This window comes from Candidatus Thermoplasmatota archaeon (genome assembly GCA_035540375.1).
Taxonomy (GTDB): domain Archaea; phylum Thermoplasmatota; class SW-10-69-26; order JACQPN01; family JAJPHT01; genus DATLGO01.
Window position 1 is genome coordinate 7,411 of sequence record DATLGO010000004.1, and the last position, 16,643, is coordinate 24,053.

Below are 16,643 nucleotides of genomic sequence, written 5' to 3' on the forward strand. Positions count from 1 at the left end.
CTAGCCTCCCTGATTGTTCGTGTTGAACTCCCTGGTGCCAAGTGAAACTTCCGCTCCCTGGTCCACGATCACGTCGATCGTGTGCGGCCCGTTCGAGCGGGTCCTCGTGTCCCACGCGTAGGACCACTTCGGCGCGCGTCCCAGGTTCGCGATGGCCGCCTGGTCGTGGTCGACGACGAGGCGGATCCGGTCGACGAGATCGCCCGCGTCGGGGTCGATCGCGGTACCCGTCAGGGTCGCCGTACCCGAGAAGGTCGCCCCCTCGGCCTGGTCGAAGGTGACGACGGGGAGGGCGTTCGCGGCGCGGATCACGATGTCGTCCACGTAGATCTCGCCGGCGCCCGTCGGGGTCGAGGCATCGAGGTCGCCGATCGCGAGCCGCGTGAGGGCGCCCGCAAGCGGCAGCTCGGTGTACATCTTGTTGTTGAACTCGATCGCCCACAGCCCGCGGTTCTGGTCGACGTCGATGCGGATCGGGTACCACGTGTTGGCGCTGATCGTTCCGAGGGCGAATTGGCTCCAGGAACCGCCGTACCGCGTCCGGGCGTAGGCCTCCGTGGCGCCCGTCACGGTGTTCGAGTGCAGCGAAAGGCCGATCTCGAACGTCGAGCCGGTGCCGAGCGCGAGCGCGTACATGTGGTTGAACTGCACGCTCGGCGAGGCGGTTGCGGCCGGATCGGCGGCGGGTCCGCTCGCGGTGGTCGAGCCCACGTCGACCTCCTGACGGAGGGAGCCCGCGGCCGGGTAGAGCACCATGGCGTCGACCACGAACCGCGACGGCAGGTTGAGCGATCGCGTGACGTGGGACACCTCGTTGGGCACGCCCGTCGACCGGAGGTGCGCCGCGCGCGACCCCGTCAGGGTGAAGTTGTCCGACCAGTCGGCATGGGACGTGGGACGGTACGGGGGCTTGACCCAGAGCAGGGACGTCGTGTCGTCGAACCCTTCGGAGGCGACAAGGCGGCCGCGGTGGACGAGGAGCGACCGCCAGCGGAGGTCCGCGTCGCCGCCCCCGAGGACGATGCCGTCCGGCGCGAGCGCGCTCGAGGTCGAATAGCTTCCGACGAACGCGTCGTTGACCTTGAGTGTCCAGCGCCCGTCGAGGACGCTCACGACCAGCCTGTTGTAGGCAAGCGGCGCGAGCGACGCGCCCGTCGCGACGGACGAGGCCCCGTCGTGGACGACGATCGCATTGGAGACGCATCGGATCCTCACGACCGGATCGGTTGCGCTTGTGAGGCGGAGGAGATCGCCGTTTGCGCACCCGCCCTCGAATCGGCCGACGTCGACGCTTGCCCAGTAGGCCGTTCCCGTCGCAGGAAGAGGCGCAGAAAGCGTCGCGCTCACGGTCGATGCGCCCTGGGTGCGGACGCTCTCGACCTTCTTCCAGGGATCCTTCGAAACCGACACGGGACCCGCGGTCGTCCAGCCTTCGGTGGTCGAGAGGGCCGCGTCGAGGAGGCCTCTCGCGAGGACGTCGCTCAGCGCCGACCCCACGTCGTCGATCCACACCTCGCCCGAGGTGGCGGCCGCCGGAACGGCGAACCGAAGGGCCGAGACGGGCGCGGCGCCGAGTCGCGTGTACGTGCCGCGCGGGACGTCGTCCACGATGAGCGTCCACGTGGAGGCCCCGGGATCCTTGATCTCGAGCTTCGTCCACGCGCCCGTCGCGAGCGTGGCGCCCGTCGCGACCCAGGCTCCGCCGGACAGCGCAAGGAGCGAGCCGCCCGGCTCGGCGCGCAGCGCGGCGACGGTGGTCGACCCGCCCGTCCTCAGCTCGAGGAGGTCGATCGACCCGCCCGCCCCGGGCCGGAGGTTGACGAACGCCCAGTGGCGGCCGGCGGGGACGTTCTCGCCGATGGCCCATTGCGCGGACGGCGATGCGGCGCCGCTCGTCGCGAGGAGACGGATGCCCTGCGCGCCCTGCCGGGCCGCGATCGCCTCGGCCTTCGCGAATTCCGCGCCGGTTGTCGGATTGAGCGTCCAGTACGGATCGCTTTCCACCGCGCCCGTGCGGACGACGGGGGTCGTGACCGGGGTCGCGTTGAACCGGTAGGTGACGACGGTCTTGGATTCCTTCGCGGTCGTCGCCGTGAGCTCGAGGACCTGGTTGAGGCCGAGGCCGTTCAGATCCTGCACGTAGTTCAGCGAGAGCGCGGGCGTGCCCGTCGCCTGGTACTTGAGGCCGCCGTTCAGCTTCACCTGCACGGTGACCGGCTCGGATCCCGCCTCCACCGTTCCTTTGATCGTGAACTTGTCGCCCACGACCTTGCCGTGCCCGCCCGAGACGCCGACGAGCTGGTCGTTCACGACCGCCCCGCCCACGAGATCCCGCGCGAGGTTGAAGACGGGCTCGGGCACGATCCGCCAGAGGAACGGCGGCGAGACCGCGTCGCGGAAGTTCCCCGCGAAGTCCTTGGCCTCGATCTTGAGCTCGTAGGAGGTGCCGTGCGTCATCGACCACGTCGTTGTCGTGACGACGTTCTGGCCGGGGACGAGCGTCACGCCGGTGAGCTGCGACCACGATCCGCCGACGACGCGGCGGTAGAGCTTGATCGAGTTGCGGTTGACGCCCGAGCCGTCGTCGAGGATGGTCGTCTTGACCGAGAGCCACTTGTCGGCGAAGCCGCCTCCCGGAAGCTCGTTCGGCAGCACCGAGAGCGTGGGCGCGACGGTATCGACGTAGGCGAGCGCCTCGGCCGCGCCGAGCGGCTCGACGTTGCCGGACTTGTCGGTCGCCGAGGCGCGGACCTGGACGGGAACGTTCGTGGGGATCACGACGGACGCGCCCGGGTACGCTCCCGTGGTCGAGGCGCTCCACGCGCCGGCGGGAACGTAATGGTCGATCGGCCGGTACGCGAGGTTCGGGACGGGCGAGAGGGCTGTCTTGCGGCCATCGCCCGCGCTGACGCCGACGTGCGAGACGCGGGCGGTCTCCGGGAAGGCCCCGTAGCGGGCCTCGATCTCGCCCGTGCGCTTGAGGACGAGCGCGAAGTTGTTGCTCGTCGCCGGGTTCGCGGTCGACCCCACGTTCCAGATGATCGTCGCGCGGTCGTCGGTCGCCGAGACGCGCAGGCCCTTCGAGGCGCCCGTCCCGACGACGAAGGCGCCCCACGCGGGGGCGATCACGCGCTGCCCGTCGAAGTTCGCGGCGGTCGGCGAGGCCTCGAAGCCTTCGCTGAAGCCGACGACGCCCTTCTCGTCGGCCCAGAGCGCGGTGACCGGTTGGCCGTACACCTTGAAGGCGAACGGCAGGTCGAGCCTCTGGCGGGACGCCGTCGAGAGCGCGCCGGTCGTCCAGCTGAACACGGGCTCGGCCGGGACGTGCCGTGGGTTGAGGTTCGCGTTGCCGTTCTGCTCCGTCCATCCCGAGAAGGCCGTGAACCCGTCGTCCACGAAGGCCGTGCCGAGGCTGTCGACGAAGCGCACGCGCTTCACGAAGGCCTCGAACTCGGGATAGCACGTCTTCCATTGGCCGAGCGCGCGGATGGAGACCTCGAAGAACGGCGAATTGCTCTGCGTCTGGTACGGCGTCACGACGAGGCCGGGCGCCGTCGTCGTGAGGTCGTGGTCGTACGTGTAGGGCCCCATGACGATGCGCAGCGCGAGCTTGCCTGCAAGCGACTCGGATCCGCATCCGGTCATCCAGCTTTCGAGGTTGTCGACGAGGTCGACTTCGGCGCGCATGCTGCGGGAGGCTCCGACGTACGGGTAACGGTAGATCCGGGCCCACGCGCCGGACGCGACGTCCGTTCCCGCGACGCGCGAGAAGACGTACCCGGATGGCCGCGCGGTCGTCGAGGTCTCGTGGGTGTACAGCGACCCGTCGAGAACGCGCGTCTCGATCGCGACCGACGCGACGCCGCTTGCGAGGCCGCCCGCCGGCGCCGGGTCGGCGGCGATCGGCGCGACGGTCGTCGAGGGGCGATAGAGGGTGGCCACGAGGGGGGTTGCGGTCGGGGCCGTGCGGTCGAGCAGGATCTTCGCCGGCGCGGGCCGCGCGGCGGCGACGTAGGGCCGTTTCGAGACCTCGTCGATCTCGAGCGCGGGGAGGACGCGCCGGTAGAGGCGGAACTCGTCGAGCGCTCCGGAGTAGAACTTCGCGCCGCCGCCCGCGCTCGCCGCGTTCGAGCCGATGAAGCGGAACTGCGTGGGGGACTCGGAGACGGCGCCGCTTGCGGCGCCCGACACGGTCTTCGGGACGCCATCCACCCAGAGCGTGAGCGTCGTTCCGTCCCAGGTCATGGCGAGGTGCGTCCAGGCGTGCACCGGAAGCGCCGCGTCGGACGCGACCGCGACGGAGCCCGCGGCCGTCTTCACCGTGGCCTTGGCCTTCCCGGCTTCGAGCCAGAGCGTCCAATCGTCGGCCGCGTTCGCCTTCGTGGACAGGGGCGCCGTCTGCGAGGCGACGTCCGGCTTCACCCAGGCCATGACCGTGAACGCGGACCCGAGCGCCCAGGTCGTGCCCGACGACCACTGCAGGTACCGGTTCGTCCCGAAGCGGTAGGCCATGCCCCAGGGCGAGGTCTCGTGCACGGGGTGCTGCGTGGTGGTGAGCGTCTGGCCCATCGTGCCGAGATCGCTGTACACGTTCGCGGCGCCGTCGAAGGCGAGCAGGTTGACCTCGTCCGTGCGGCGGCTCGTCGCGCCGGTCGCGGCGCCCGAGTCGGACCCGTGGCCGACCGCGTCGCGCACGTAGGCGCGGGCCGAGTACTCGACGCCGTCGACGCCGGCGAGGTCGACGTCCGCGAGGGTCCACGTGCCGCGCGGCGGGACGTTCTCGCCCGCAAGGTCGGCGAGGACGAGCGGACGGTGGGTCGCGCCCGTCGTCTCCACCTCGAGCGCGAGGCGACCGAGGCGGCCCGCCCACCGGTCGACGGGGGCCGCGTTCGTGACGACGACGTCGACCCGGAGCGGAAGGTCCTTCGCGAAGCCGTCGCCCGCGTCGCCCTTCGGCACCACCGTGACGGTCGGGGGCGTGAGGTCGAGGATCGTCGACGCGACGGGCGTCCACGGTCCCGCGAGGCCCGAGACGTCGACCGCGCGGATCCTCCACGCGTATTTCGTTCCGTCGTCGGCGGAGGAGCCGAGATTCCGCGTCCACGTGAACTCGGATTGCACCGCGCCGACCTCGCGCGTCGCGACGTCCACGCCGAGGGGCGCGGGGAGGTCGTATCCGAGCCGGGTCGTCTCGAGCTCGACATAATCGACGCCGGAGGCGTAGCCGTCCGGGACGGAGTCGTCCACCTGGACGAGGAGGTCCTGCGCGAGGAGGAGCGTCTCGCCCTTGACCGGCGCGAGGATGGCGCCGGGGGGACGGTTGTCCCACGCGAAGCCGTCGAGGAGGAGCGCGGGGCCTTCGACGTTGCCCGCGACGTCCCGACCGCTCACCTCGAAGCGGTGGAGGCGGTTCGGCGCGATCGCGATCGAGGTCTCGTACTCGCGCCAGCCGGGGCCGCCGGCCACCTCCGAGACGGCGAGCTCCGTCCGGTGGCCGCTCGCGACGTCGACGAGCCACACCTTGAGCCCGTCGGCCCCGGGTCGGATGCCGGAGGCCTCGAGCGCGCCCTCGACGAGCGGGTCCGTCACGCGGAAGACCGCGTGGACGTTCGCGCCGGTCCAGGGTCGGATCGCGGGGAACCCGTTGAACGACTTGAGCGCGGTCGCCGGAGCGTGCACGTCCACGAGGAAGCCGCCGAGGATCTCGATCGACTCCGGGGGTTCGACGTTGCCGGCCGCGTCCGAGGCGATCGATCGGAACCAGTAGCGCTGGCCGCTCGCGACGGGGTGCGGATCGGTCGCGGGCGTCCAGGCCCCGTTCGCGCCGACGCGCGCCTCGAGGGCGACGGACGTCGGCGCCGAGTCGCGCGGCGGGTCCTGCACCGCGACGTCGAGGTCGATGAGGAGGGGCTCGCCCGCGCGCACGTAGCCGTCGGCGACGTGCGGCGGAAGCGTCAGCGTCGAAAGCGGCGGCGTGACGTCGACGAGCGTGACGTTCTTGTTGACCTCGCGCAGGAGGCCCGCGCGGTCCGTCGCCCGGACAACGAAGCGCCAGGGCTTGCCGTCGTCGAGCGCGAGCCGGTCCGCGCCGTAGGTCACGCTCGCGTCGCCGCGCGCCGTCGGCTGCGCGGCGTTCGGCTCCGCGTACCAGGGCGCGGGCGGCGCGTCGCCGTTCCCAGCGAGGATCTCGATCTTCGCGAGTCCCGCCGTCGCGTCGGCCGCGATCCAGCGGAGGTCCACGGTCTTGTTCGTGTACGTCGGGAGATCGTCGACGAAGAGCGTGGGTCCGGTGACGTCGACGGTGAACTCCACGGCGGGTCGGTCGGCCTGGCAGTTGCCGGCGGCGTCGCAGACGACGAGCACGACGCGGTATCGCTGGCCGTCGGCGAGGTCGAGTCGGTACGTGCCGTTCGGAAGCGGCGCCTTCTCGACGGGGAGGGCCGGCGGGCCGAAGAGGACCTTCACGACGAGGTCGCTCTGGACGCCCGCGCCGAGGTTCTCTAGGTTCGGACGGAACCAGACGCGCGGCTCGCTCACGAAGCCGTCGGGATTCACCTGGCGCGCGAGGTCGGCGAGGTCCCCCGCGGGCGCCGTGAGGTCGAAGCGGAACGTGGCCGCGGTCGAGCGGTTCGCGTTGCCCGCGCGGTCCCACGTCGTGGCCGTCACCGTCCAGAGCGCGCCGTCCTCCGCCGCGAGGTTTGCGGGACGGATCGCCCATTGGCCCGTCGCGTCGGGGGTCGCGTGCGTGCGACGGTCCCCGCGCTCGCTCTCGGCGACGAGGACGACGCGATCGATCGCGCCTTCGTGGTCGACCGCGAGCCAGCTCACGGTGGGGGAGTCGTTCACGAACGCGGGGACGAAGGGCGGAAGCCAGTGGATGTCGGGCTTGAAGAGATCGAGCGTCGTCTCGACGGCCTCGCTCAGCGCGAGGTTGCCCGCGGCGTCGTAGACGGCGCACGCGGCCTCGACTGGCCAGAGCCTGCGCGCCTCGAGCCAGGCGGGGACGGGGCCTTCGCGCATGCGGATGGTCGCGTCGCCCTCCGCGGCCGGGAGATAGGCGTAGAGGTGCCAGTCGGCGGCGACGCCTTCGGGTCGCACGAGGAGGCTCGCGTTCACGACGGCGCCCGCGACGGCCTGGTCGGAGTCGTTCGAGGCCCAGACGAGGGGGATCGCGTGGCCGCCGTCGAGGCCGATGTCGAGGACGCGGCAGACGGGCGGCGCGCGGTCGATGTGGAAGGCGAAGTCGGCCTGCGGCTTCGTCTCGCGGTTACCGGCCTCGTCGCTTGCGACGACGCGGACCTCGACGAGCCGGCCCGAGATGCTCCGGTTGTCGAGGCCGAACGCGGCCGCGTCGACGCGGACCATGCGGTCGATCGAGACGGTCGGGTTGAGGGAGCGGTTCGTCGCGGGGTCGATGCCGCCGCCGACGTGCTCGCGGTCGAGCGTGATCCAGCCCGAGTCGCCGACGCGCGCCTGGACGCGGACGTCGTGGATCGAGGCCGCGATCTCGCACAGGTTCCTGGAGGTCGACTGCCCGAGCACGTTGAAGTGGTCGTCGCGCAGCCACGAGGGATCGATGCCGACGGGGACGCCGAGCGCCGGCGGATCGGTCACGAGCGGCGCGTGCGAGCTGACCTTCCGCCACGAGAGACCGTCCGTCACCGGGGCGAGCGTGTCGACGATCGTGCGGGCACCGACCTCGACCTCCTTGCCGAAGACGTCCTTCGCTCGGACGGTGAGATCCATGAGGCCGCAGTCGCCGCCCGAGAAGAGCTTCCTCGCGCTGAGCACGTCGAGCGTGACACGGCCGTCGCGCGGATAGAGCGTCGCGATCTTCGCGAGTCCCGCCTCGGAGGGCGCGTAGACGTCCGCGAGGCGCAGCCCGCAGTCGGGATCGAAGAGGGCGAGCTCGGCCTCGAGGGTCGAGAGGTCCACCGTGGCCCCTGCGCCGACGACGCTTGCGAGGACGCGCTCGCGCGCCGTGTCGCCGAGGAGGTAGAGGAGGCTCGTGGGACCGAAGACGTCGGCGATGACGGGCTCGTACCACGTCGCTTCGTTGCCGAGCCGGTCCCGGACGACGACCTTGACGGCGGCGACGAGCGGATTGAGCGCCGTCACGTCGTCGACCGCGGGAACCGCGGCCTCGAGGGCCGCGTCCTGGACGCGCTTGCGCTCCCACACGTCGGTCGCGAGCGCCGTCGCGAGGTGCGCGTTCTTCGCGAGGAAGTCCTGGAGGTTGTCGATGCCGTTGAAGTGCACGTGCGTCGTGTCCCGATCGAACTCGCCGACGAGGTTCCACGTGAGGCCCTGCGGGAGATTCGATTCAATGAAGGCCTTGAGGGCCTGGTTGACGCTCAGGCGTTCGAGCATCTCCGCGTTGAACGCGGGAGCCTGCACGTCCCGGTTCAGTTCGCTCATCGCCATCCGCGTGTGATGGAGGACCCAGGCGTGGTCGAGGGGCGCCCAGTACACGGCGTACGTCCAGCCTTCCCCCGCCGGGCGAAGGCCGCTGCCCACGACGGGGTCGTGCCCGCGCCAGCGCAGGTTCCAGCCGACGAGGTCGCCGCACGCGTTCTCGGCGTGGATCCAGCCGCGCGGAGGCGTTCGGTCGAACGTGATGCTCCGGGCGACGCCCGTCGCGACGTTCCCGGCGCGGTCGAGGACCTCGGGCTCGAGCGTGAGGCGCTCGCCCGTGACGAGCGGGAGCGCCCCGAGCGCGCCTTCGCCGAGCGCGCCGAAGGGCCCGCGGAAGCCGGCCGTGGGCTGGGTTCGGGCGAGGCCGGGGCTTCCGTCGGGGTTCTCGGTCGAGAGCCTGAAGCGCGTGAGCGCGAGACCCGAGCCCGCGTCCGCGGCGGCGATCTCGAAGGGCACGGTGAGGTCGCGCGTGAAGCCCGCGATCTCGTTCGGGGAAAACGTGACGGCCGCGGAGGGCGCGACCGTGTCGAGGATCGCCGGCCACGTCCAGCTTTCGGAGCCGGGCTCGAGACCCGCGGGGGCCGCCGCGAGCGCAAGCGCGCGGTCCGGCGCAGCGAGCGCGAGGACGCCGTCCTCGAGGGCGAGGCGCGCGGGGGGAACGACCGCGAGGTCGAAGGCGGAGGCGGTCGCGCGGGCGGGGAGCGTGTAGGCCGGGCTCGCGTATCCGACGTGAGGCCTCGCGACGACGGCGCGCCACGCGGGGTCGGGGGTGCCGGGGTCGACGGGCGCGACGGGCGGTTCGTGGACGCACGTCGAGGGCTCGTCCGAAAGCCGCGACGTCGCGACGTCGATCGGTCCCGTCGCGACGCCGGCGACGCACACGAGCGCGTCGTAAAAGCGCGACGCGCGCGCCTCGAGCGAGGCTCCGGCGTCGAGCGCGACGGGGCGTTCGACGACCGCGCGGTCGAGACGGAGCCGGGCGCCGATCACGTGCACGCCGTCTTCCGCGGCTTCGTCGAAGCGGGCCTGGTGGAGGTCGACGTCCGCGCGCGCGAGCAGGTCGCGGGCGTTCGCCGTCCACGTCACGTCGTGCATGACCGCGCGGCCCGTGTCGAGGCCCTCGAAAACCGCGACGGCCGCGTCGCCGGCGCGGGCGTTCCACGCGAACGTGGCGCCGGACACGGCGACGAGGGCGTCCTGCGCGAGGAGCGCGCCGCCCTCGTTCGAGGTGAAGAGCGTGTCGGCGACGAAGACGTGGCCGCCCGGCGCCACGAGGCCGCGGCGGTTCGCGTCGACGAGGGCGCCGTCGAGCTCGACGCTCCCGCCGTCCACGAGGAGGGCGGTCGCGAGCGCCGAGAACGCGGCCTCGCGGGCGACGAGCGCGCCGCCCGCGGGAATCCGCGCGCCGACCGCGCCGGCGAGGATGCCGCCGCGCGCGAGTTCGGCGACGCCCTCCACGACGAGCGTCGCCCCCGTCTGCGGGTGTCCGCCGCGCACGAAGAACGCGTCCGCCGCCTCGAGGCGGCCGCCCTTCTCGACGACGAGGCTCCACGGGGCGTCCGGGACGCGCGGAACGATCGTCACGTTCGCGAGCCGGAGCGTCGCGCCGGCGGGCACGCGGAGGATCGCCTCCGCGCCCTTCTCGCCGCCGACGACGAGCGTCCGGTCGGCGAGGGTCCATACGCCTTCGACGACGAAGCCCGCGGGAAGGCGCATCACGGACGCCGTTGAGGCGACCGCTTCGGCGGGTCCGAGCGTCGCGGGATCGCTCCACGGCGCGTCGTGGAGGACGTCGCGAAGGCGCGAGGTCACGGGATCCACGAAGAGCGCGCTCGCGTCCATCCGCTCGCCCGGAAGCGCCGCGGCGGTCGCGTGGGCGACCGTTCCGAGAACGTTCCAGAGGCCGCCGGTGGACGTCGCGAGGACGCTCACGCGGCGACCGGACCAGCTCGAGAGGTCGAAGGCGTCGACGCGCGTCGCGCGGTCGAAGGGGTCCGTGGGCGCGAAGCGCGCGTCGCCTTCGACGGTCGCGAGGCCGAGGGGGCGGGCGCCGTTCGAGGGCGCGAGCGCGAAGGTGACGGCGTCCGCGGCGTCGGCCGGCGGGAACGCGTGCTCCACCACGAGGAGCCCCCCGTGGGGCACGACGCCGCTCCAGAGCGCGACCGTCCCGTTCACGAGCCCCGCGTAGCCGGGGCCGGACGGGGTGACGGGCGTCTGGAATCGGCCCCGCGCGAGGCCCGTGAGGTCGAGCACGAAGTCGAGGAGGTCTCCAAGGCAACGGGTCGCGTCCGCGGATCGGTAACGGCATTCGTCGCGGACGACCCGGAGGAACGCGTCCGCGTCCGTGACGTTCGCGTCGCCGTCCTGCGTGACGTTGCCGAGCGTCGAGGCGGCGTCGTCGTAGGCGTCCTCCGCGAGCGCGCGGTACGCCTCGACGACGAGGCTCGCGTTGTAGCCGATCTCGCCTCCGGGACCGTAGAGGTGCGTCCGGTTGCCGTAGCTGAACGCGAGGACGCCATAGCCGCCGCCCGGGGCGTAGGCGAGGCCCCGCGCGCACGTCGCGGCGCCGGCCGGCAGGAGGACCGGCGATCGGACGACGTCCTGCGGAAAGAGGCAGTGGAAATCGTGGCCGGGGACCGCGGGCGAGGGATCCGCGAGGTCCGCGACGGGTTCCTCGACGCGCGCGAACGCGACGCGGGCGCTCGACCCGGCCGTGAACCGCACCTCGACGTCGCCCGTTTCGCTCGCGTCGCCGAGCGCCCGCTCGTCGAGGCGCCAGAGACCGGCTCCCGGCGCCGCGAAGGTGACGTGGCGCGCCGCGAGCGGGTGGACCTGGGGCGTGACGTACGCGTAGGCATCGAGCACGCCGATCGGGTGGAGGTCGGGATAATAGACGGGCCCGAGGGCCCGGCCGAACGCGAAGGACACCGCGACGGGCGCGGGCGCCACCGCGTTCGAGAGCGCGATCCCCGTGTCCTCGGTCGATCCGGGCGCGGGCGAAGGCACCGTCCCCTCGCCGCCCTCGAGGACGAGCCGCCCGTCGGGGCCGCGCAGGTACACGTCGATCGACTCGCCGACGAGGCGGCCGCGCGCGTCGTGCGGCTCGACGCGGATGGCGGGCGCGGCGAGCGGGTCGTCGCCGCCGCCCGGCAGGAGGTTCGGGAGGTTCGCGACGTCGAGCCGAAGGGATTCGAGGTCGAGCCGGGCCTCGCCCGCGGTCCAGGCGGCGAGGGCCGCGCCGTCGAGCGCGAAGCGGACGCCCTGCGTCCCGTCGAGCGGGCCGGATCCGAACGCGCGACCCGAGAGGTCCGTCCGGTCCGGCCGGATCACGATCGCGACGTCGAGCGCGGGGGCCTCCGCGGCGAGGTCGTGGAACGCGACGGGAACGACGTAGCCGCCGGGGGTCGCGGGCGCGAGCTTGACGCCCGCGCGGCCGAGCGCGTGCGTGTGTCCCGCGCCCGAGAGGAGGCCGCCCGCGTGCGTTTCGGGCATCGTGTCGTTCACGTCGCGCTTGTGCGGCCAGGCGAGACCCTCGCGCGGCGCGGGGATCCAGAGACCGTCCGGCGTCGCGAGGTACGTGAGCGAACGGCCCGCGACGGAGAGGGTGACGTACGCGACGCCGTTCTCGACCGAAAGCGGCAGGAGCAGGGCGCCGTGGATCTCCGAGAGGGGCCGCGGGAGCGGGAACGTCGCGGTGACGAGCGCGTCGGGGAGCGTCGCGTTGCCCGCAAGCAGGAACGGTCGGGTGTCGAGGTGGCCCGTGAGGCGCTCGTAGCGGAAGGCGGCGGGGTCCGCGAGGTGGGCCTCGTAGCGGGCGCGCGTCGCGGCGACGTCGTGGGCGCCGAGGCCTTCCGGCGGCGCGCGGCCGACGGTCGCGAAGGACCAGCCGATCTTCGTCTCCCCCCAGGGGAGTCGCTCGGAGGGCGCGTGCGTCGAATCGGCGCGCGCGCGGCCGCCGCGGCGGTTCCACGACCCTTCCGCGTAGGGCTCGACCTGCGCGGGCGCCTGCATCGGGTGCGCGATCGGAAGGATGGAGCGCGCGTCGAACGCGGAGCCCTGCTCGATGTCGAGGAAGCGGTACGCGACGGGGAGCGGGAGCGTCAGGACGCGATCGGCGTCGGGAATCGTCGCGGCGGCGTCGAGGCGGCCCGCGAGGAACGCGAAGGTGCGCGCGCGGCCCGACTCGCGGATCCCGTCCGGACCCTCCTCGCTCGGGACGGGAAGGGTCGCGCGCACGGCGAGCGCGACCGCGTAGGCCGCGGGCGGCACGAGGCCGAACTCCGCGCGCGCGTCGCGGAGGGTCGCGGAGGCGGCGGGCGCGAGGGGGAAGGGTTCGTACTCCAGGCGGTCGGGGCCGGATTCGGTCGGGGGCACGAGCCACGCCGTCGCCGATTCGGGAACGGGAAGGTGCGCGAGGGGCACCGTGAAGACGACGCCGCGCGTCGCGAAGACGGGGATCGTGAACGGGCGGTGGAGCGGGCTTGCGACGCCGCTCGACTCGATCGTCACCCTGAGGTGCGTCGCGTAGACGCCCGGGGCGGGCGGGAGCGTCAGCGTCACGTCCAGGTGTCGCGCGTTCGCCCGGTTCGGGAACGTCTCCCCCTGGTCGGGGTCCTCGTCCCACGCGATCGCGGGGGCCTCCGCGCCGGTGACGCGCGTCACGGCGAGGCCGCCCGGGGTCGCGTCGATGCGGTGCCAGACGAGGCTCCCCGGGTCGAGCGCGACGCGATCGGGGTCGAGGAAGCGGTTCGCGAGGAGCGCGAGGTGCGCGGTCGCGGAGGCGTCGCGCACGCCGAAATCGAGGCCGGCCGCGGAGGGCGTGACCGTCGCGGCGAGCACCTGGGCGAGGTCCTTGATCTCGAGGTCGAGCTCGCCCGCGCCCTGCGCGAACGGAGGCACGCCCGCGAGCGGGACCGCGAGGGCGGTGAGCCGTCCGCGGATGTATTGCAGCCGGTCGACGCCGGAGAGCCCGTTCTCGATCGCGAAGTTCTTGTCCATGACGAGGGCGAGCGCGCCGACATACGCCGCGGCGACGCGCGTCGTGGGGCGCAGGGCGTAGGCGCCGCCCGCGGCGTTCGCGGAGGGCCCGTAATCGATCTTCGCCTCTCCGGAAAGACCCCGCGCGTGGACGTCGTCGAGGGTCGCCCGCGTCTTCGCGCCCGCGACCTCGGCCTCGAAGACGAGCCGGTCGCAGCGGCAGGCGCCGCCCGTGGGCGCTTTCGGGACCTCGCGGTGGAGCGTCGCGAACGGCGCGCCCGTCGCGGCGTCGAGGATCTCGAAGGCGACCACCGTGTGGGGCGGGTCGATCGAGGTCCCGCGGTAGTCGCGGCCGGTGTCGCGCACGCGGACCTTGAGAAGCCGTCCGGACGGCGCCGCTTCCGAGGAATCCGTCGCGCACTCGACGCACGGCTCGACGGGCACGCACACGAGACCTTCGCACACGGTGCGCGGCTCCGGCCGGTAGTCCATGCGATGGTCGACGACCACGAACGGGTCGGCGAGCACGCGGCCCGTGCCGGTCACGCGCAGGTCGAGGCCGAGGGCGTTGCGGGGTTCCGCGCCGGCGTTTGCGTCGGAGAGCGCGAGACGGTACGCCGTGCCGGGGACCCCGAGGCCGCTCGGCTGGAGCAGGATCTTCGCCTCGAACCACGTGCCCGCGGGGGCGGGTCGGGCGCCGGGCCACGTCGCGCCCGAGGCGACGGTGGGGCTCGCGTCGACGACGAGCGCGCCCTGTTCGATGCGGGCGGCGCCCGCGAGGACGCGCCCCGGGTCGTGGTCGAAGCGGTCGTCGAGGTTGTAGGTCGCGGCCCGCGAGGACCCGCCCATCGCGGCGAGGGCGTCGTTCATCACGATCGGGATGTCCGCGGGGGCGACGAGGTCCGGCTTCACGCCGTAGAAGGCGCGCGTCGGTCCGGCGCCGCTCGTCGGCAAAAGGACGCGCCGCGTGCCCCCTCCGGGCGTCTCGTCGCTCGTGGTCGCGCCCACCGTGATGACCTGCGGGAGGTCCGCGAGCCCGCCGAGCGACTGGAGGTCCCATCGGCCGAGGTCGACGTCGTGCCTCGCGCCGTCGCCCGCGGGAACGATGACCGGAACGCCTTCGTGGACCATCTGCGAGAGCGCGAGGTGGAGACACACGCGCTCCTCGAGGTGGCTCGCCTCGTGGGCGAGGATCGCGGCTTCGGCGGGCGAGAGGTGCGAGAAGTCGAGCGCCTCGAGTCCGAACGGGAGCTTGATCGACGGCTCGAAGACGTGGTAGTCCGGAACCGTCCCGCCCGCGCGGCGCGGCCCGGCCCACGGGAGCGGCGCGCAGAGCAGTCCGTCGCCGTCGTGGTGACCGTCGACGCCGCCGTGGCCGCCGCCGTGGCCTCCACCGTGCCCGCCGTGGCCGTGCTGGTGCGCGGGTTGCGCGTTGCCGTAGAGGCTCTGATCGTGGAACGGCAGGGGCGCGCTCTCGTTGAAGCCGTTGGGAAGGGGATAGGCGTGGTTCTCGCCGCCGTAATCGTACATCGCGAGATTCGCGGCGACCGCGCGCCAGAGGACGGCGCGCGCGGCCTCGAGCGCGCCGCCCGCGGGGGGCGTCGCGCCCGGCGCGCTCGCCCCCGTGTAGGGGTCGGCCGCGGAGAGCGCGTCCGGGACGCGGTGGAACCCGGCTTCGGGCGGGAGGAGCGAGACGACGACGTCCGCGCCCTCCTCGAGGGCGTACGCGAGGCTCCGCGCGATCGCGCGGACGCTCAGGCGCCCCTCGTCGTCGGTGACGCGGATGACGAGGTACGAGGCGCCGAAGGCCTTCTGGAGCATGACGGAAAGGGCGCCTGTCGAGGCCCCGTCCGGATCGCGCGCGGCCGAGAGGTCGAGCGAGGCGCAGGGCCAGGCGTCGCACCGCGCGTAGGTCAGGTCGAGGCCCGACACCCCTCCGATCGCCGGGAGGACCGTGGGGTCGAGGCCGGACACGAGCACGGCCGCCTTCGCGGCGAGCGTCGTGCCCGCGGGCGCGGCCTGGATGAGCTCGCGCGCGTCGTTTGGCTGCACGTCGCTTGCGGCGAGGCGGCGGGCCTCTTCGCCCGCCCACGCCTCGGGCTCGAGGGCCTCGACGCGCACGCGCGCGTAGGCCTTCGCGCTCTCGCCGGTGGGTCCCGTGATCGTGAGCGTGATCACGTGCTCACCCGTCGCGCGGTAGCGGTGGACGGCCGCGACGCCGGTCGCGGTCGCGCCGTCGCCCCAGTCCCAGGCCCAGGTCGACCCGGGCGGCGCGTAGGCGCTTGCGGCGTCCGCGACGAAGGTCGTCGCCGTCGTCCCGACGTCGGGCGTCACGACGAACTCCGCGTACGGTTTCGCGGGCGGAGGCGCCGCCGCCCCCGTCACGAACGCGGAGCCGGGGGAGACGAGAAGCACGGCGAGGACGACGAGCGGGACGCGGGGAGTCTTCACGATGAGCCACCTCCGAAGATGGGGTCGGGCCGATCGAGGACCGCGTCCACGCGGAGCCTCGGGGCGATGTCGGGGCCGAGACGATCGACGTACACGGTGCCGCCGACCGCGAACACCTCGATCGACGTGATCGCGAGCCCGCAGTGCCACGGCAGGATGAACTTGTCGTAGTTCTGGAAGAGAAAGACCCACGACGGGATGTGGTAGTCGTAGGGCTCCTTGTCCACGATGTCCTTGTGGCGGAAGCCGCCGACGCTGTCGACGCGCTCCGTGAACGTGACGGGGCGAAGGCGCTCGTAGATCGCCCGCGCGTCGCCGAGGTGGCGCGGAAGCCACAGGCTCGTGTCGGGGCCCCGGAACGTCTCGAGGGCGTCGAGGACGCGTTCGACGATCGACCGGTCGCGCTGGAAGCGCTGCGCGGCGACCTCGAGCGCGAGCTGACCCGTGTCGAAGGTGAGCGTGACCCAGCGTCCGCGCTGCAGCGGCACGCCGCCCGCGTGGAGCCCCGTGAAGTTCTCGCGCGGATGCAGCAGGTTCGCGCCGTGGTCCAGCTCGCCGTCGTGGTCGAGCGTGAGCGCGCCCGTCGCGGGATCGAGCACGACGAGCTCGTCGCCCCACGTCACGAGGGCGGGGCCGTCGTAGCGGCCATACACGCCGCACGAACGCCCGGCGGTGCCTTCGGCGCGCGTCACGACGCTGCCCGAGATCTTGAGGCCGATCTGGCGCGGGGCCTCGCCTTCGGGGATGAAGACGTCCATCTTGATGGGCGCATCGAACGGCACGGTGGCGACGCCGTCGGG

Annotated in this window: 2 protein-coding genes (1 of these 2 running past the window's edge); both read right to left on the reverse strand. The window is 73.1% G+C overall.

The genetic code is table 11. The annotated features are described in order from the left end of the window. Nucleotides 1–15,843, reverse strand: a complete 15,843-nt coding sequence (locus tag VM889_00285; protein ID HVL46975.1) for a LamG-like jellyroll fold domain-containing protein — start codon at nt 15,841–15,843, stop codon at nt 1–3. Continuing rightward, nucleotides 15,840–16,643: the 3' portion of a hypothetical protein gene (locus tag VM889_00290; GenBank protein HVL46976.1), read on the reverse strand. It continues 12,159 nt past the right edge of the window; 804 of the gene's 12,963 nt are visible here — the last part of the coding sequence; its start codon lies off the right edge, out of view; it ends in the stop codon at nt 15,840–15,842. Before VM889_00290 ends, VM889_00285 begins: the two co-directional genes overlap by 4 nt.